Source organism: Mesorhizobium sp. WSM4887 (genome assembly GCF_029625865.1).
Taxonomy (GTDB): Bacteria; Pseudomonadota; Alphaproteobacteria; order Rhizobiales; family Rhizobiaceae; genus Mesorhizobium.
In genome coordinates this window covers 483,650-500,653 of record NZ_JARTVP010000003.1, presented here as the reverse complement: position 1 = coordinate 500,653, position 17,004 = coordinate 483,650, and the positions used below count along the sequence as shown (strand labels likewise).

General features: G+C 64.1%; 16 protein-coding genes. 2 read left to right on the top strand and 14 right to left on the bottom strand.

The window, feature by feature from the left end; translation table 11 throughout:
• Positions 1 to 38 precede the first annotated feature (38 nt).
• From P9230_RS16020 to P9230_RS15985, 8 genes are all read right to left on the bottom strand, one after another.
• Positions 39 to 443 carry a Fur family transcriptional regulator gene (locus P9230_RS16020; RefSeq protein ID WP_059184736.1) on the bottom strand — a complete coding sequence of 135 codons (405 nt, stop codon included), beginning with the start codon at positions 441 to 443 and terminating at the stop codon, positions 39 to 41.
• A 127-nt stretch (positions 444 to 570) separates the two neighbouring features.
• The gene (gene mgrA, locus P9230_RS16015; protein ID WP_278119870.1) at positions 571 to 1,617 is read right to left on the bottom strand and encodes an L-glyceraldehyde 3-phosphate reductase; all 1,047 of its coding nucleotides are present in this window, start codon (positions 1,615 to 1,617) and stop codon (positions 571 to 573) included.
• 106 nt (positions 1,618 to 1,723) lie between these two features.
• Positions 1,724 to 2,866, bottom strand: coding sequence for a Gfo/Idh/MocA family oxidoreductase (locus P9230_RS16010; RefSeq protein WP_278119868.1), 1,143 nt, complete (start codon positions 2,864 to 2,866; stop codon positions 1,724 to 1,726).
• 11 nt (positions 2,867 to 2,877) lie between these two features.
• Positions 2,878 to 3,624, bottom strand: coding sequence for a sugar phosphate isomerase/epimerase (locus P9230_RS16005; protein WP_278119866.1), 747 nt, complete (start codon positions 3,622 to 3,624; stop codon positions 2,878 to 2,880).
• A gap of 47 nt (positions 3,625 to 3,671) precedes the next feature.
• The gene (locus tag P9230_RS16000; protein ID WP_278120037.1) at positions 3,672 to 4,781 is read right to left on the bottom strand and encodes an ABC transporter ATP-binding protein; all 1,110 of its coding nucleotides are present in this window, start codon (positions 4,779 to 4,781) and stop codon (positions 3,672 to 3,674) included.
• A complete protein-coding gene (locus P9230_RS15995) occupies positions 4,781 to 5,725 on the bottom strand; it encodes a carbohydrate ABC transporter permease (RefSeq protein WP_095800588.1) in 945 nt (314 codons plus the stop codon). The genes P9230_RS16000 and P9230_RS15995 overlap by 1 nt, the downstream gene beginning before the upstream one ends.
• Positions 5,718 to 6,611 (bottom strand): sugar ABC transporter permease, encoded by an 894-nt coding sequence (locus tag P9230_RS15990; protein WP_278119864.1) that lies wholly within the window; start codon positions 6,609 to 6,611, stop codon positions 5,718 to 5,720. The genes P9230_RS15995 and P9230_RS15990 overlap by 8 nt, the downstream gene beginning before the upstream one ends.
• An 85-nt stretch (positions 6,612 to 6,696) precedes the next feature.
• Complete coding sequence (locus P9230_RS15985) at positions 6,697 to 7,935, bottom strand: ABC transporter substrate-binding protein (protein WP_127216906.1); 1,239 nt, start codon at positions 7,933 to 7,935, stop codon at positions 6,697 to 6,699.
• Positions 7,936 to 8,316: 381 nt separating this feature from the next.
• Here P9230_RS15985 and P9230_RS15980 point away from each other — a divergent pair, with 381 nt between their 5' ends.
• Positions 8,317 to 9,360 carry a LacI family transcriptional regulator gene (locus tag P9230_RS15980; protein WP_278119861.1) on the top strand — a complete coding sequence of 348 codons (1,044 nt, stop codon included), beginning with the start codon at positions 8,317 to 8,319 and terminating at the stop codon, positions 9,358 to 9,360.
• Positions 9,361 to 9,476: 116 nt separating this feature from the next.
• Here the strand turns inward: P9230_RS15980 and gndA are convergent, their stop codons facing one another.
• The 6 genes from gndA to P9230_RS15950 form a co-directional block, all read right to left on the bottom strand.
• The gene (gene gndA / locus P9230_RS15975) at positions 9,477 to 10,898 is read right to left on the bottom strand and encodes an NADP-dependent phosphogluconate dehydrogenase (protein ID WP_278119860.1); all 1,422 of its coding nucleotides are present in this window, start codon (positions 10,896 to 10,898) and stop codon (positions 9,477 to 9,479) included.
• Between the two features lie 108 nt (positions 10,899 to 11,006).
• The gene (locus tag P9230_RS15970; protein ID WP_278119857.1) at positions 11,007 to 12,644 is read right to left on the bottom strand and encodes a copper resistance CopC/CopD family protein; all 1,638 of its coding nucleotides are present in this window, start codon (positions 12,642 to 12,644) and stop codon (positions 11,007 to 11,009) included.
• Between the two features lie 52 nt (positions 12,645 to 12,696).
• The gene (locus tag P9230_RS15965; protein ID WP_067318938.1) at positions 12,697 to 13,215 is read right to left on the bottom strand and encodes a YcnI family protein; all 519 of its coding nucleotides are present in this window, start codon (positions 13,213 to 13,215) and stop codon (positions 12,697 to 12,699) included.
• Between the two features lie 26 nt (positions 13,216 to 13,241).
• Positions 13,242 to 13,769, bottom strand: a complete 528-nt coding sequence (locus P9230_RS15960; RefSeq protein ID WP_127247063.1) for a copper chaperone PCu(A)C — start codon at positions 13,767 to 13,769, stop codon at positions 13,242 to 13,244.
• Positions 13,770 to 13,862: 93 nt separating this feature from the next.
• Entirely contained in the window at positions 13,863 to 14,210 is a 348-nt protein-coding gene (locus tag P9230_RS15955) for a DUF2946 family protein (RefSeq protein WP_278119854.1), read from the bottom strand.
• Between the two features lie 128 nt (positions 14,211 to 14,338).
• Complete coding sequence (locus P9230_RS15950; RefSeq protein WP_067318943.1) at positions 14,339 to 15,241, bottom strand: GntR family transcriptional regulator; 903 nt, start codon at positions 15,239 to 15,241, stop codon at positions 14,339 to 14,341.
• Positions 15,242 to 15,488: 247 nt separating this feature from the next.
• Here P9230_RS15950 and P9230_RS15945 point away from each other — a divergent pair, with 247 nt between their 5' ends.
• Positions 15,489 to 16,994, top strand: coding sequence for an altronate dehydratase family protein (locus P9230_RS15945; protein WP_067004128.1), 1,506 nt, complete (start codon positions 15,489 to 15,491; stop codon positions 16,992 to 16,994).
• The last annotated feature ends 10 nt before the right edge of the window (positions 16,995 to 17,004 follow it).

Below are 17,004 nucleotides of genomic sequence, written 5' to 3'. Positions count from 1 at the left end.
CATCCACGGGCTTGACCCGAGGATGACGACTCGAGGGGCTAAGCCGCCTCAGCTCTACACTTCGCGCAAACCCCGCGAAACTCGATCACCGCCTTCTTGGCGGCGAAGCCGGTCGAGCGCACCCATTCGTCCAGCCGGTGGTCGACATCATGGTCGGACATTTCGGTTACCTGGCCGCAGCTGTCGCAGATGGCGAATGCGGTCATCGAATGACTGTGGTCGTGCGGCTCGGCGCAGGCGACGAAGGAGTTCAAGCTTTCGAGCCGGTGCACGAAGCCCGACTTCACCAGCGTGTCCAGCGCGCGGTAGACCTGCAGCGGCGCCCGGAAGCCGCGCTCGCGCAGTTGATCGAGCAGCATATAGGCGCTCAGCGGCCCGCTGGCGGCTTCGAGCTTCTCAAGCACGCACAACTGGTTCTTGGTCAGCGCATCCCTTGCCGTCATCTTGTCCGTCCGGTCGTCGCGTCGTTTCGCGTGCCGACTGCGCACGCGAACGGCCTTTGGTCCATGAGATAGCGACGAACGCGCATCTTTGCCACTGTTTCCGCAGCTGGCGGCCTGGCGCGGGCCACTACTTGCGTGGCGGCCCCTTGCGCTCGGCGGAGGCCGCCCAAAGATTGATGTTGGCCTCGCGCGCATAGGTGTCGATCTCGGCAAGCTCGGCGTCGCTGAAGTCGAGCGCCTTGAGAGCGCCGACGCAATCCTCGACCTGTTCCGGCCGGCTGGCGCCGATCAGCGCCGTCGTCACGCGTCCCTTGCGCAGCACCCAGGCCAGCGCCATCTGCGCCAGTGTTTGGCCGCGCCGGCTAGCGATGGCGTTCAATGCCTTGATGTTGGTGACCGACTTATCGTTGATGAAGGCCGGACGCAGCGACTTGCCCTGGGATGCGCGGCTGCCTTCCGGGATGCCGCCGAGATATTTATCGGTCAGCATGCCCTGCGCCAGCGGCGAGAACACGATCGAGCCGATGCCGAGCCCTTCCAGCGTATCGAGCAGCCCATCTTCCTCGACCCAGCGGTTGAGCATGGAATAGCTCGGCTGGTGGATCAGGCAGGGCGTGCCGAGTCGCCGCAGGATGTCGGCCGCTTCGCGGGTGCGCTGCGAATTGTAGGAGGAGATGCCGGCATAGAGCGCCTTGCCCGAGCGCACCGCATGGTCGAGCGCGCTCATCGTTTCTTCCAGCGGCGTCTCGGGATCGAAACGGTGGGAATAGAAGATATCGACGTAATCGAGCCCCATCCGCTTGAGGCTCTGGTCGAGGCTCGCGAGCACATATTTGCGGCTGCCCCATTCGCCGTAGGGGCCGGCCCACATCTCATAGCCGGCCTTGGTCGAGATGATCAGCTCGTCACGATAGGCGGCGAAATCGGTGCGCAGGATCTCGCCAAAGGCGGTCTCGGCCGAGCCGGGCGGTGGGCCGTAATTGTTGGCGAGATCGAAATGCGTGATGCCGAGGTCGAAGGCTCTGCGCACGATCGCCTGCTTGGTCTTGTGCGGCGTGTCATTGCCGAAATTGTGCCACAGCCCGAGCGAGATGGCCGGCAGCTTGAGGCCGGACCGTCCGCACCGGTTGTAGATCATCTTCTCGTAGCGATTCTCGGCGGCGACATAGGGCATAGGGAATCCTTGGGAAGGCGGCCGGGATCGCCGCTAAGTGACTTGAATCGATGCTCGCCCCGCACCTTTACCCTCTCCCCGCCGAAACGGGGAGAGGGGTTGCCACCTACTTTTTCTTCGCCAGCAGCGCCTTCGCTTCCTTGATGCCGAGCGCCGCCGGCCGCTCGCAGGTCGTCTGCATGGCGACGAACTTGCCGCTTTCGCCGGAGCGCAGGACGCCGGTCATGACATCGACGGCATGCAGCGCCAGCTCCATCGAGCAGCGGTGCGGCCGCCCTTCGCCGATCGCGATCGCCATGTCGGCAAGACCTGCCGTGCGGTAGTTGGCCATCATGCCTTGGCTGTGCATCTCATTGGGCACGCCGAACGGATGATCCCACTTGGGAAGCTTCTTCACCGGCTTGGTCGCATCGGTGAAGCGGACTTCGCCGCCGAAGAAATTCGGGTCCGGCACAAAGACGGTGCCCGCCTCGCCGTAGAGCTCCATCGGCGCATGGCCGTGGCTCCACACGTCCCACGAGGTGTTGAGTGTCACCACCGCGCCATTCGCGAATTCCAGCAGCGCATGGATGGTGGTCGGCGTGTTGACCGGGATTTTTTCGCCCGCGCGCGGTTTGGAGCTGATGGTGCGCTCCTTGGCCGGCGTCGCCGCGAAAGCCGCGACCTGCTTCACCGGCCCGATCAGCTGGATCAGGTTGGTGACATAGTACGGGCCGATGTCGAGCACCGGACCGGCGCCCGGCTGGAAGAAGAAGTCGGGATTGGGGTGCCAGTGTTCCATGCCATGGCCCATCACATGGCAGGTGCCGCTGGTGATCTTGCCAAGCTTGCCGCTGTCGATCAGATCGCGGGCCAGCTGATGCGCGCCGCCGAAAAACGTGTCGGGAGCCGAGCCGATGCGAAGCCCCTTCTTCTCCGCCCGCTTCTTGAGATCCAGTCCTTCCTTGACCGACAGCACGAAGGGCTTTTCCGAATAGACGTGCTTGCCAGCGTCGAGCATCGCCTTCGACACGTCATAGTGCACGGCCGGAATGGTGAGATTAACGACGATATCGATGTCGTCATCTTTGAGAAGGTCGTTGACCGTTTCGGCGCGAAGCTTGAACTCCTTCGCCCGCATCTTCGCCGCGTCCATGTTGATGTCCGCGCAGGCGCGCATCTCGATGCCGCGGAAGAGCGGCGCCAGCGAGAAATACGCCTTCGAGATGTTGCCGCAGCCGACGACGCCTACGCCAAGTTTGTTTGCCATGATGGTATGTCCTAGTAATTCTTGACGGATTGGATCGAGCGACGGGCGAAGCGCTCGATGTTGTTGGGGTTGTCCTGCTCCATGACGAAGTACTTCGTCGCGCTTTTCGCGCGCAACGTCTTGATCAGGCCGGCCCAGTCGATGGTGCCGTGGCCGACATCCGACCAGCCGTCCTCGTCCAGCCCCTCCCCCGGCTTCGCCATATCCTTGACGTGGACGGCACTGATGCGCTTGCCGTGCTTTTCGATCCAGGGCAGCGGATCGGCGCCGCCGCGCACCACCCAGGCGACGTCCATCTCCCAGCCGATGTCGGGCGCGGCGGACAGGATGTGCTCCTGCGGCAGCGAGCCGTCGACGAGCGGCTTGAACTCGAAATCATGGTTGTGCCAGGCAAAGCCGTAGCCGGCCTTCTTCGCGGTGTCGCCCACCTTGGCAAGCCGCTCGCCGAAGCCGCGCCAGCCGGCGGCGTCGCCCGGCCGCGCATCGGGCATCAGGTAGGGGCAGATGAGCAGCGAGATGCCGAGCGCATCGGCAATCCTGCGCACGCCGTCGAAATCCTTCTCGAGCGCATCGATCGAGAAATGCCCGGTCGGCATGGCGAGCCCGTTCTTGTCGAGCTCGGCGCGGAAAGCCTTGGGATCGTCATAGACGCCGCCGAAACCTTCGACTTCTTTGTAGCCCAGTTCGCCGAGCATTTTCAGCACGCCGTCCCATGGCTGGAAGTTGCGGGCACTATAAAGTTGGAATGACCAGTTCATCTGTCTGTCCGTTCTGTTTGATGGTTCCGGGAGGTTGTGGTGGGAGGTTAGAGCCTGCTGTCGGTCTCGGCGTCGAACAGCGAGGCGCGCGCCGGATCGAAGCCGATGCGGATCGCATCGCCGCTGCGCAGCGTCTTGTCGGCTTCGACGCGGAAGGAGAGGATCTGGCCGCCGAGCTTCGTCCACACCAGCGTGTCGGAGCCCATCGGATCGACAATCTCGACAGTGGACTCGGCGGTGAACGGCATGGCCCTCGCCGCTTCGCCAAAAGCGATATGCTCCGGTCGGATGCCGAACACGCAGGGTTTGGCGGCGCGCCCGCTTTCGTTGTCGAACTGATAACGGCCGAGCGGCACCGAAACACCGTCGGCCTTGAACACCGGCGCGTCGCTTGCTTCCAGGTGTCCCTTGATAAAATTCATCGCCGGCGAGCCGAGGAAGCCGGCGACGAAGCGGTTGACCGGGCGATTGTAGATCGTCTGGGGCGCATCGAGCTGCTGGATGACGCCGCCCTTCATCACCGCGATACGGTCGGCCAGCGTCATCGCCTCGATCTGGTCGTGGGTGACGTAGATCATCGTGTTCTGCAGCCTGCGGTGCAAAAGCTTGATCTCGACGCGCAATTCCGACCGCAGCTTGGCGTCGAGGTTGGAGAGCGGCTCGTCGAACAGGAAGACGTCGACGTCGCGCACCAGTGCCCGCCCGATCGCCACGCGCTGGCGCTGGCCTCCGGAAAGCGCCGACGGCTTCCTCTGCAACAGCGGCTCGATCTGCAGGATCTCCGCCGCGCGCGCGATGCGTTTGGCGATCTCGTCCTTGGGCACGCCGGCGACGCGCAGGCCGAAGGAGAGGTTCTTTTCCACCGTCATCTGCGGGTAGAGGGCGTAGGACTGGAACACCATGCCAATGCCGCGATCCTTCGGCTCCTCCCAGGTGACATTCTTGCCCTTGATGAAGATGCGGCCCTCGGAGATGTCGAGCAGGCCGGCGATGCAGTTGAGCAAGGTCGACTTGCCGCAGCCGGATGGCCCGAGCAGCACGATGAACTCGCCCTCGGCGACGTCGAGATTGAGCGTCTTCAGCACCGACATGACGCCGAAATTCAGCGACAGGTCCTGGATCGAAACGCTGGGATTGGCGATCGCTGCTGCCATCATCATCCTTTCACCGCGCCGGCGGCGATGCCGCGCACGAAGAGCTTGCCGGAAACGAAGTAGACGATGAGCGGCACAAGGCCGGTCAGGATGGTCGCGGCCATGTTGACGTTGTACTCCTTCACGCCCTGTACCGAGTTGACGATATTGTTGAGCTGCACCGTCATCGGATAGGTGTCGGGGCGGGTGTAGACGACGCCGAACAGGAAGTCGTTCCAGATGCCGGTCACCTGCAGGATGATGGCGACGACGAAGATCGGCAGCGACATCGGCAGCATGATGCGTAGATAGATGCCCCAGAAACCGGCGCCGTCGACGCGCGCGGCGCGGAACAGTTCCTCCGGCATGGACGTGAAATAGTTGCGGAACAGGAGCGTCAGGATCGGCATGCCGAAGATCGAATGCACAATCACCAGGCCGGTCAGCGTGCCGTAGATGCCGATCTCGCGCAGGATGATGACGATCGGGTAGATCATCACCTGATAGGGAATGAAGGCGCCGACGATCAGGATGATGAAGAAGGTGTCGGCGCCCTTGAAGCGCCAGTTGGCCAAGGCATAGCCGTTGACCGACGCGATCGCGATCGACAGCAGCACCGACGGCACGGTGATGCGCACCGAGTTCCAGAAGCCGCGCGACAGCCCGTCGCAATTGAGCCCGGTGCAGGCCTGCGACCACGCCTTGACCCAAGGCTCGAAGGTGATCTCCAGCGGCGGCGAGAAGATGTTGCCGAGGCGGATTTCCGGCATGCCCTTCAGCGATGTGACGATCATCACGTAGAGCGGCAGCAGATAATAGAGCGCCACGACGATCAGCGTGCCGTAGAGGAAGATGTTGCGACGCGAGAGCACGTGCCGCGGCTTCGTTCCGCTCGGCCCCGATGCATCGCGCGACACGGCTTCGCGCCGAAGAGCATCACCGGACATGGAGGCAGCAGCTTCAGCCATGCTTTTTGCCTCCGAATTCGAGATAGGCCCAAGGCACGATGACGATTACCACCGAGAGCAGCATCATGGTCGAGGCGGCAAAGCCCTGGCCGAGATTCTGGGCGAAAAACATGTAGTCGTAGACGTATTTCGCCGGCACTTCGGAAGCGATGCCCGGACCGCCGCTGGTCTGCGCCACCACAAGGTCGTAGACCTTGACGATGCCGGCGGCGATGATCACCAAGGTGGTGATAAAGACCGGCCGCATCATCGGAATGATGATGAAGACATAGGTCTTCCACATCGGTATGCCGTCAACCCGTGCGGCCTTCCAGATGTCCTCGTCGATGCCGCGCAGGCCGGCGAGCATCAGGCACATGATCAGTCCCGCGCCTTGCCAGAGCGCCGCGATCGAAATGCCGTAGATGACGATGCTGGAATTGTAGAGCGGATCGAAGCTGAAGCTCGTCCAGCCGAGGTCGCGCACGACGCGCTGGATGCCGAAATCGGGATTGAGCAGCCACTGCCAGACCAGCCCGGTGACGATAAAAGAAAGTGCGAAAGGATAGAGGAAGATCGTGCGAAACGTGTCCTCGAAGCGGATCTTCTGATCGAGCAATGCCGCGAGGATGAAGCCGATCACCAGCGAGAACACCAGCGAGATCACGCCGTAGATCAAAAGGTTCTCGATCGACACCAGCCAGCGCGGCGTCGCCCATAGCCGGTAATATTGGTCGAGGCCGACGAAGTTCAGCCGCGGCAAGAGCTTCGAATTGGTGAAGGAATAGAGCACCGTCCAGGCCGTGCCGCCGACGAAGACGACCAGCGCGGTCAGGATCATCGGGATCGATGCGACCTTGGCGTTGAGGTTGCGTAAAAGCTGGTTGGGGCGTTCGCTGTTGCTCATCTCGGCAGCCGGGCTGGGACAATGAGGGCATCACGCCCCCGACCCCGGATAGGCGGGGGCCGGGAGCTGGCGGGGGCGCCGTTGATCAGTCTGCCGACGCGATGATGTCGGCGAAGCGCTTCTGCGCCTCTTCGAGCGTCATGTCGGGCTTGGCGAAGAATTCGGAGAACAGATCCTCCTTCTGCTTCTGGCTGTCCTGCGACAAGAGCTGGTCGGTCCACGGGATCACCGCGCCTTTCGCGAGGATGGCGAGGCCCTTCTTCATGCAGTCGTTCGCCGTGTTGAGGTCGACGTCGCCGCGCACCGGAAGCGAGCCCTTCTTGAGATTGAAGGCGACCTGGGTCTTCGGGTCGAGCAGCGTCTCGGCCAGAACTTCCTGAGCCTTGGCCTTGTCGGCATCCTTGAGCAGCGGGAAGTAGAACGCGTCGCCGCCGGTGGCGATGACCTCGTTCAGGCCGAGACCGGGCAGGCAGGTGTAGTCCTTGCCGGCGGTCTTGCCGGCGACCTGGAACTCGCCCTGCGCCCAATCGCCCATGATCTGGCCGCCGGCCTTGCCGGTGATGACCAGATTGGTCGCCTGGTTCCAGTCCTGCACATTGGTGTTCTTGGCCATCTTGCGGGCGTCGTCGGCGGCCTTGAACACCTTGGCGATTTCGGGACCGCTTGCGAATTTGGCGTCCTTATCCTTGTAGACCTTGAGGAAGGCGTCGGTGCCGCCGACGGCGGCAAGCAGCACGTCGAAGGCGCCGGACGCCTGCCAGGGCTGCCCGCCGACCGCGAGCGGGATGATGCCGGCCTTTTCCAGCGCCGGCGCAGCCGCCACGAATTCATTCCAGTCCTTCGGCATCGGCACGCCGGCCTTCTGGAAGGCTTCGTTCGACAGCCACAGCCACTGCCAGGAATGGATGTTGACCGGCACGCAATAGATCTTGCCGCCGATGGTGCACGAGTCGAGCAGGCTCTTCGGCCGCACGATTTCCGTCCACTTTTCCTTGGTGGCGAGATCGGTGAGGTCGCGCATCAGCCCGGCCTGGACGAGCTCCTCCGCCTGCCGGCCGTGGTTGAACTGGGTGGCGCCCATCGGATCGCCGCCGGTGATGCGGCTGATCATGATCGGCCGCGCCGTGCCGCCGGAACCGGCGATGGCGCCGTCGACCCAGTGATTGCCGGTCGCGTCGAACGCCTTGGCAAGTTCAGCCACTGCCGCCGCCTCGCCGCCCGAAGTCCACCAATGGGTGACTTCGAGATCGGTCGCGGCCGCCGGTCCGGCGAAGTTCAGCGCGGCCGTCGCGGCGAACGCGGCAGTCAGGAATTTGTATCGCATTTCGGTTCCTCCCAGAATCTGAAACGTTACAGATTTTCGATACGGCAAATGCCCGATATAGGCAACCCCTCGAATGGGACGGCATGAGATTTCTTCGAGGCGCGAACAAAATCCTCTCCAAAGGCCTGCCGGGGAGTCGATGGTGCGGCCAATCGATGCAAAAGCAGAGGTAAATCGAGATTTGTTTATGATCCCAGTGGCTTTCAGTCCACCCCTCCGGCGCTGACCGCAACGAGTGCGACCTGCCCATTGATCACGGGCGTTGGCAATCTGTAACGTTTCAGTATATTGCACCGTGTCACGGGCTGAAGGCCGCGCAAATGCGATGGGCGCGATTGCCGGCCGGCTTCGCGGCTGCTATGCGCCTGACGGGCGGGACGAATGGACAGACGAGCAAACGAGAAGGACGACGACACGTCGGCTAAGGAACGGCCGACGCTGAAGACGCTTGCCTTCATGACCGGGCTCGGCGTCACCACCGTCTCGCGCGCGCTGAAGGACGCGCCGGAGATCGGCGCCGAGACCAGGCGGCGCGTGCAGCTCGTCGCCAAGCAGATCGGCTATCGCCCGAACCGCGCCGGCGTGAGGCTGAGGACGGGCAAGACCAACGTCATCAGCCTGGTGCTCAACACCGAGCACGAGCTGATGAGCTTCGTCTCGGACATCATCTACGGCGTCACCGAGGTGATCGCCGACACGCCCTATCACCTGATCGTCACGCCCTATTCGCGCTCGCAGGACCCGCTGGATCCGGTGCGCTATCTGGTGGAGACGGGCTCCGCCGACGGCGTCATCATTTCACGCACGCAGCCCAACGACCCGCGCGCCCGCTATATGCTGGAACGCGGCATCCCATTTGCCACGCATGGCCGCACCGACATGGGGCTGGTGCATCCCTATCACGACTTCGACAACTATGCTTTCGCCGGCGAGGCGGTGCGCCATCTCGCCGGCATGGGCCGGCGCCGGCTGGCTCTGGTGACGCCGCCGGTCGGCCTCACCTATTACGACCACACGGTGAACGGTTTTGCCGATGCGCTGAGCGAAGTCGGCGCCAGCGAGGTGCCGTTCAACACCGTCTCCATCGACCACACGATCGAGCAGATCAGGATGCGAACTGCGCAGCTCATGCGCCGCGAGAGCCGTCCGGACGGCATCGTCAGCAGCGCCGCCGCCGCCACGCTCGCCGTTGTTGCAGGCATCGAGGACGCCGGCCTGAAACTCGGCCGCGATGTCGACGTGGTGTCGAAACAGTCCTCGGAACTGCTGCATTTGTTCCGGCGCGAACTGCTGGTCGTGAACGAGAATTTCCGGCTCGCCGGCTCCGAGCTTGCCCGCGCTGTGCTCGGCTGGATCGGCGGCAAGGAACCTGGCTCACTGCAATCGCTGAGCAAACCGAGCGAGGTCCTGCCCTATCGGGGTTGACTGGCGCGACTTGAGAGTCAGGTCAGGCCGAGTCGGCGGCTTCCGAGAACCGGAAGCGCGCTTGAGTAGCACCGGGAGCGCAGGAAGCCGCCTTTGCACCCTGGCATAACCTGACTCTAGGCGGCGCTTCCCCACAGCCCATGGAACGCCCCCTGCTCGCCGATGCGCTCGAAACCGTGCGCGCCGAAGAAATCGCGCTGCGCCTGGATCAGGTTCGACGTGCCGCGGCCCTGGCGATAGCTGTCGAAATAGGCGAGCGCCGAGGACAGCGCCGGCACCGGTGAGCCGGCCTCGGAGGCTCGCGCCACGATGCGCCTGAGCGACGGATGCGCCTCCTTCATCATGGCGATGAAGGCCGGCGCCATCAGGAGATTGGTCGAGGCGCCGCCTGAGCCGAAGGCCTCCGCCATTGTGTCCAGCATCTGCGAGCGGATGATGCAGCCGGCACGCCATATGTTGGCGATGGTCGGCATCGGCAGGCTCCAGTTGAATTCCTTTGAGGCGCCGCTCATCACAGCAAAACCTTGCGCGTAAGCCGCGATCTTGCCGGCGAACAGCGCCAGCTCGAGATCCTTCAGCAGCGCCGCCTTGTCGCCGGAAATCTTCTCGACGCCGATATTGCCGTAGGCCTTTTCCGCCGCCTGCCGTTCGTCCTTGATCGACGACAGCACGCGCGCCGCGACGGCAGCCTCGATGGCCGTCGCCGGAATGCCGAGCTGCTGCGCTTCGATGATCGACCATTTGCCGGTGCCCTTCTGGCCGGCGCGATCGAGGATGATGTCGACCACCGGCCTGCCGGTCTTGGGATCGTCGGCTGCGAGAACCTTGGCGGTGATCTCGATCAGGTAGGAGTTGAGCCTGCCCTTGTTCCAGCCGTCGAAGACCCTGCCGATCTCCTTCGGCTCCATGCCGAGACCGTCGCGCAGTATGCCGTAGATCTCGGCGATCATCTGCATGTCGGCATATTCGATGCCGTTGTGGATGGTCTTGACGAAATGGCCGGCGCCGTCGGTGCCGAGCCAGGCGGCGCAAGGCTCGTCCTTGAACTTGGCGGAAATCGCCGTCAGCACCCTCTCGACGCGCTTCCAGGAGTCTTCCGTGCCCCCGACCATGATTGACGGCCCGTGGCGCGCGCCCTCCTCGCCGCCCGAGACGCCCATGCCGATGAAGGTCAGGCCGGAGCCCGACAGCTCGGAGAAGCGCCGCATCGTGTCGCGGAAATTGGCATTGCCGGCATCGATGACGATGTCGTTGTCGGAGAGCACGCCGCGCAGCGCCGCGATCTGCTCGTCGACCGGCTTGCCGGCCAGCACCATGATGATGATCGGCCGAGGCGGCCGGATCGCTGCGGCGAGTTCCTCCAGGCTGTAGCAGGGCACAACCATGTCCCTGAGCGCGCCTGCGCTCTCGACGAAGGCGTCGGTGCGCGAACCGGTGCGATTGAACACGGCGATGCGGTGCCCATGCTCGGCGATGTTGAGCGCCAGGTTGGAGCCCATCGTGCCAAGGCCGATCAGGCCGATTTCGGCTTTTTCCATCGTTTCTTCCCTGCTTTCGAACTTTTGTTGAAGCCGCGCTTTGGACGGATGATTGACGGGCCTTCGCGACGGCGTCAACCGCCTCGCCGAATTGTGTCGCGGCCCAGGTCAGTCGGCTCTGATATCAATTGGCGCTTCAATCTTCACCATCTCGAAATCGGAAACCAGGATGTCGAGCCGAGCGTTCCAGCGGCCGGGCAGCGGGATGACGAGATCGTCGACGCGCCAGGTGCCGTCGCCGCGTTTCGTCCCCGGCCGCTTGATCGGCTCGATGCCGGAATCCGGCTTCGACAGCACCAAGGTCACCTGCTTGGCATCCATCGGGCCGAAATCGCCGGTCATGATCACCATCGAGGCGGCAACCTGGCCGGCATGGCCGGGCGTGATGCTGAGATCGGCCATCCCCTGCAGGGTGTGGATGTGGATCGAGGCCGGCCGCGCTGCGGCGATCGCCAGCGCGCGTGGCGGCGGCGTGAAGCGCCAGCCGGCGGCGACGCCGAAGATGGCAAGCACGATCAGCGTCTCGATGCCGATCGAACGCGCCAGCCGCCGCTGCACTTCCGTGTCGCCCGTTTCGGCAGGCGCGGTCAGCGTCCATCGGTTGACGGAGGCAAGGGTGAACAGGAACAAAAGCAGGGCCAGTTTCAGCAGCAGCAGGCGGCCATAGGCGGTGTTGATCAGCGCTGCCGGTTCGCGCACTTGGATGATCGCCAGCACGATGCCGCTTATCGCAAGCACGGCAACCACGGGCAGGATCGCGCGCGAAAACCGGCGCAAGAAGATTTTGGCCTTCGCCGGCTGACAACGCAACGCAAGGCCGAGCGGTGCGAGCGCGCCGCTCCAGAAGGCGATGGCTGTGCCATGCAGGAAAACCAGCGGCCGCGTCAGCCATTGCGGCTCGGCGGCACTGGCGTGGCCGCTTGCCGCAAGCGCCGTGCCCACACCGACGAGCCCGGCGAGCGCAAGCAGCTTGCCAAGAGCGCGCGGTCCGGCGAGGGACAGCAAGGCAAGGCCGAGTGCAATCAGGGCGGCAAGCACCGTCCAGCCGAAGCTGGTGGCAAGCGCGGTCTCCCACACGATGGGCGCCGCAAACCGGGCGAGCGGCGCGCCGAGCGCGTCCAACCCCTGAAATCCGAGCGAGAACGGGGCGGCGGCCAGTCCGCACAGAAGAGCGCCGATAACGAAACCCTGGCCGCAGCGACAGTCTCCAGCGAGCCAGGCGAGCGCGAAGGCGCCGCCGGCGCCGAGGAACAGCCCGGCATAGAGAAGGAGCTTACCCATCCAGATTGCCGTGCGCAGCGACAAATCGACGGCTTCGCCCGCTACCGGCGCAGCACTTGGCGCGCCGACGGAAAACAGCGCCGAGCCGCCGACCGGATGGCCGTCCTCCGAAATCACCCGCCAGCTCAGCACATGCGTGCCGGATTCGAGCCTTTCCGGATTATCGATCTCGACGGTCTGATCGTTGAGCCGGAAGGAGGTCAGCGAAAGTTGCGTGCCGTCCGGCCGCACCAGAGTGAGCACCAGGGGCGAAACCGGCTCGCTGAAGGTCAGCGAGAACCGCGCGGGACTCTGCGACAGCACCGCACCATCGGGCGGATCGGTCGCGACCAAAGCCGCATGCGCGAGGGCGCGGCCGGGAAGCACCAGCAGCAGCACGAGTACGAAAGCCGCGAACAGGCCGCTGGCGACTGGCCCGATGCGCATGCCCGTCAGGCGGATTGGGAAAGTTGCTGCTGCGTTCATGCGGTCTTTCGAGAAGGGACGGCGCGCCCGAATGGGACGCGCCATCGAGAGATCATTTCTTCGGCAGCAATTTGATGCCGGGCGCCGGATTTTCCAGTGCATCCTCATCCTGTCCCGCCGCCGGAATCTCGATCCAGCGATCGGCGGCATCGCCGCATTCCTGGACCACCGGGAAATAGAGCATCTGGCCGGCCGGAAGATCGGCGGCGAGCGAAGCACGGAAAATGAACTCGTCATAGAATTCGTCCGGCAGGTTGCCGCCGCTCCAGTCGACTTCCTTGACGCCGGTGGTCAGCGTCTCGCCATAGAGCTGGTAGGATTTCTCGTATCGGCCTTTCTTGGTCTGCAGCGTCCAGCCGGGCTTTGGCATCGGCTTGACCGAAATGACGCCTTCCGGAATCTGCACGCGCACCGCGGTCGTCGCCTTGCCCTCACAGCCATGCGGCACGCGCAGGACGGCCTTATAGGTCGAGCCGACGGCCGCTTCCTGGGTTTCGAGCGTGATGTGCGCAAGCGTGGCGTTTGTCCCGAGCGCCAGAACCGCGCCCACCGCCAAAAGATACTTCTTCATGAATTGTCCCTCTAATTTCGAAATGATCACTCGGCGTGATCGTCCATGCCGCCCATCTCGCCCATGCCCTCGACGGCGAACTCAACTTTGACGCTGCCGGCCTTCTCGAAGGTCAGCGTGGCCGGAAATTTCTCGCCCTGCTTGGGCTGTCGCCTCAGGCCGATGAACATCAGGTGATAGCCACCCGGCTTCAGTGCGACCTTGCCGCCGGCCGGGATCACGAGCCCGCCGCTCACCGGCCGCATAGTCATGACGCCGTCCTTGACACTCATCTCATGCAATTCGGCCTTGTCGGAGATGTCGGAGGAAATCGACAGCAGCCGGTCGGGCGAGCCGCCCTTGTTGGTGACGGTGAAATAGCCGCCGGCCACCTTGGCGCCGGGCGGCGTTGCGCGGGACCACGGGTGCCCGACTTCCAGGTCACCGGCCTTGAATTCATGCGCCTGGGCGCCGGGAACGCATGCGAACAGAAGAAGAGCGAACACGGCAAGGCCGAGCCGTTCGAAACCGCGCGGACGAGCTTGCGCTCGCGCGGCGGGAAGAAGATTGGACATGGTTGCTCCATGAGTATGAGATCGCGCCGTGATCCGGCCGCGAGCAGTCTGATCTTGGATGAATGCGCCTGCGAAAGGTTTCGCGGGTTTTTGTCAGACTGCGGCCGGCGGCGCGCGCGGATTGGCCGGAGAGCGGTCGCGGGCAAAATCGAGATGCCGAAAGGCGAAAGGCGGGAAAGCGACCGCGTCGAACACCAGCACCCTGACGGGCGCACGGGTATCCGGCTGCGGCAGATGCGCCGGCGAAACCAGGCTGCAGCCAGCCAAGCAGCAAGCCGGCATATGCTGCCGGTGCGGATCGCCGCCCGGAAGCTTGACCGCCCCGTCATGGGTGCAGATGACGTTGCCGAAGGCATCAAGCTGCGAAGGAGCGCCAAAGGCGAAGGCGCCAAGCGCCGACTGAAGCAACAGCAGCAGCGCCGCGACGAACGCGGCCGGCATGCTCCATCGTCTCAGCCGGATATCCAAATGACCTGCCTCTTTCCAGCAATTCCACCGAGCCTAGCATGGGGGCGGCGGCCGGAAAATCGTCAAAACCGGGCTGCGGCAACGCGGCGCGACGCGCCTGATCAGGCGGGCTGCACCTGCCGCCCTTCCGGAATTGAGCTCAACAGCGTCTGGCGCGCCGACTTCAGGTGCTTGCGGCAGGCGGCGTCCACCTTGGCGGGATCGCGCGATTTCAGCGCCGCGATATAGGCCAGATGCTCCTGGACTGCGACCTCGTTGCGCTCGCGTTCCTGCGCCTTGTTCCATTGGTAGTGGTAGTGGAAGATCATCGCGATCACATCGTAGAAATCGACGATGAAGCGGTTGTGCGAGGCGCGGTGGATCAGCCGGTGGAAGCGCTCATCGAGCTCGGAGAATTCGTTGAAGCGCGTCGCGATCTCGCTCGCCAGTTGGCGATGTTCGATCTCCAGCCGGTCGAGATCGGCCCAGACCGCGCTATCCTGCGGCAGCGCGACGAAGGCAGCCGCCGAACGCAGCTCGAACATCTCGCGGATCTCGGTCAGCTCAAGCGCGAAAGCGCGGGTGAAGCCCTTGAGCACCCAATGGCTGTTGCGCCGCTTCTCGATCAGGCCGAAGCGCGAGAAGCGGATCAGGAATTCGCGCACGCTGGTGGTGCCGACGCCGATCTCGCGCGCCAGCTCGAGCTCGTTGATCTGCATGCCCGCTTCCGCGCCGCCGGCGAGCAGCCGGCGCATGAAGGAGCGCTCGATGATCTCGGCCAGCGAGTCGGTCTCTTCCTCGGGGAAGAAATCTTCCGCCTTCGGCGCCCGCAGCACCGTTTTGTTGCGCTTGTTCCAGGCGATCAGCCCGGTTTCTTCCATGCGCGAAAGAATGCTGCGCACCGTGGTGCGGCTGACGCCGAGCAGCGTTCCGAGCTCGGGCTCGGACGGCAGGCTCCTGGTTTCGTCGAGCAGCCGCAGTCCGCGGTTGAAGGCGTCCTTGTAGACGTTGTTGCTCTTCGACATGCCCGTATCCCCAACGCTTGCGGCAGCCGGCCGGAAGCGCAATATGATCGGTGTTCCTAGCGCAAGCCTCCGAAATGCGGAACGAATTTCGCCGGCTTTATCTAACGGGCGGCCACGCACCCAAGGGCGCGGCGCGCGATGAAAAAACAATTGACGCAAAAATGTTTTTTCACGATAAAAGACATTATCCTCAAACGGGCGCATGTCAATCCGCCCACACTCCCAGGTTTACCCAGGACAGCCGCCCGTGAACGCCGCAAGCACCATTCTTCTTTCCCCCGCCGACAATGTCGCGGTCGCCAATGGCCGCATCGAGATCGGTGCGGCGCTGCCCGGCGGCGCGGTTGCGGTGGCGGCGATCGACCCTGGGCACAAGGTGGCGATCAAGCCGATCGCGGCGGGCGAAGCGGTGGTGAAATATGCGCAGGCGATCGGCCGCGCCACTCAAGCCATCGCGCCGGGCGAGCACGTCCACTCGCACAATCTGGTGTTCGAGAGTGGCCGCCTGCCGGTGGTGCCGCCGAGCGAGGCCGAGCACGCCACCGAAGCGGACCGCAAGCGCACCTTCATGGGCTATCGCCGCGCCGATGGTCGCGCCGGAACGCGCAACTTCATCGGCATCATCGCCAGCGTCAATTGCTCGTCCACCGTCTGCCATGCGATCGCCGACGAGGCCAATCGCACGCTTTTGCCGAAATATCCCGGCATCGACGGTTTCGTGCCCATCGTCCACGGCCAGGGCTGCGGCATGAGCGCCACCGGCGACGGCATGATGGTGCTGCACCGCACGCTGGCCGGCTATGCTCGCCACCCGAATTTCGGCGGCGTGCTGATGGTCGGTCTGGGCTGCGAGGTCAACCAGCTCACCCTTTATGGCCAAAAGGGCGTCGCGGCGGGAAAGCGGCACTTCAACATCCAGGAGGCCGGCGGCTCGCGCAAATCCGTCGAGCGGGCGATGGGCGTGCTGGCCGAGATCGCCGAGGAGGTCGGCCAGTTGCAGCGCGAACCGATCCCGGTCAGCGAGATCGTCGTCGGCCTGCAATGCGGCGGCTCGGACGGCATGTCCGGCATCACCGCCAATCCGGCGCTGGGGGCGGCGGTCGATATTCTGGCCGGCTGCGGCGGCATCGGCATCCTGTCCGAGACGACCGAGATCTACGGCGCCGAGCATCTGCTTGCCTATCGCGCCGCCTCGCCCGAGATCGCAGCCAAGCTCGACGGCTTTGTGAAATGGTGGGAGGACCATACAGCCAAGCACGGCGCCTCGATCGACAACAATCCCTCGCCGGGCAACAAGCGCGGCGGCCTGACCACGATCCTGGAGAAATCGCTGGGTGCTGTTGCCAAGGGCGGTCAGACGCCGCTCAACGGCGTCTTCGGTTACGCCGAGAAGGTCAGCGGCAGCGGCTTGGTGTTCATGGACACGCCCGGCTACGATCCGGTCTCGGCCACCGGCCAGGTGGCCGGCGGCGCCAATGTCATCGTCTTCACCACCGGCCGCGGCTCCTGCTTCGGCTGCCGTCCGACGCCGTCGATCAAGGTCGCCACGAACTCGACCATGTACCACCAGATGGAAGAGGACATGGACGTCAATTGCGGTGTCATCGCTTCCGGCGAGAAGACGATCGCCGGCATGGGCCGCGAGATCTTCGAGCTGATCATCGAGACGGCGTCCGGACGCAAGACCAAGAGCGAGGCGTTCGGCTACGGCGACAACGAGTTCGTGCCCTGGCATCTCGGCGCGACGCTCTAAATAGTCGAAA

Coding starts and splice junctions, on each gene's coding strand:
- P9230_RS16020 (WP_059184736.1), bottom strand. CDS start 443: ATGACGGCAAGGGATGCGCTGACCAAGAACCAGTTGTGCGTGCTTGAG.
- P9230_RS16000 (WP_278120037.1), bottom strand. CDS start 4,781: ATGATGGCAGCAGCGATCGCCAATCCCAGCGTTTCGATCCAGGACCTG.
- mgrA (WP_278119870.1), bottom strand. CDS start 1,617: ATGCCCTATGTCGCCGCCGAGAATCGCTACGAGAAGATGATCTACAAC.
- P9230_RS15995 (WP_095800588.1), bottom strand. CDS start 5,725: ATGGCTGAAGCTGCTGCCTCCATGTCCGGTGATGCTCTTCGGCGCGAA.
- P9230_RS15990 (WP_278119864.1), bottom strand. CDS start 6,611: ATGAGCAACAGCGAACGCCCCAACCAGCTTTTACGCAACCTCAACGCC.
- P9230_RS15980 (WP_278119861.1), top strand. CDS start 8,317: ATGGACAGACGAGCAAACGAGAAGGACGACGACACGTCGGCTAAGGAA.
- P9230_RS15955 (WP_278119854.1), bottom strand. CDS start 14,210: ATGCCGGCCGCGTTCGTCGCGGCGCTGCTGCTGTTGCTTCAGTCGGCG.
- P9230_RS15970 (WP_278119857.1), bottom strand. CDS start 12,644: ATGAACGCAGCAGCAACTTTCCCAATCCGCCTGACGGGCATGCGCATC.
- P9230_RS16010 (WP_278119868.1), bottom strand. CDS start 2,866: ATGGCAAACAAACTTGGCGTAGGCGTCGTCGGCTGCGGCAACATCTCG.
- P9230_RS15950 (WP_067318943.1), bottom strand. CDS start 15,241: ATGTCGAAGAGCAACAACGTCTACAAGGACGCCTTCAACCGCGGACTG.
- P9230_RS15965 (WP_067318938.1), bottom strand. CDS start 13,215: ATGAAGAAGTATCTTTTGGCGGTGGGCGCGGTTCTGGCGCTCGGGACA.
- P9230_RS15985 (WP_127216906.1), bottom strand. CDS start 7,935: ATGCGATACAAATTCCTGACTGCCGCGTTCGCCGCGACGGCCGCGCTG.
- P9230_RS16005 (WP_278119866.1), bottom strand. CDS start 3,624: ATGAACTGGTCATTCCAACTTTATAGTGCCCGCAACTTCCAGCCATGG.
- gndA (WP_278119860.1), bottom strand. CDS start 10,898: ATGGAAAAAGCCGAAATCGGCCTGATCGGCCTTGGCACGATGGGCTCC.
- P9230_RS15960 (WP_127247063.1), bottom strand. CDS start 13,769: ATGTCCAATCTTCTTCCCGCCGCGCGAGCGCAAGCTCGTCCGCGCGGT.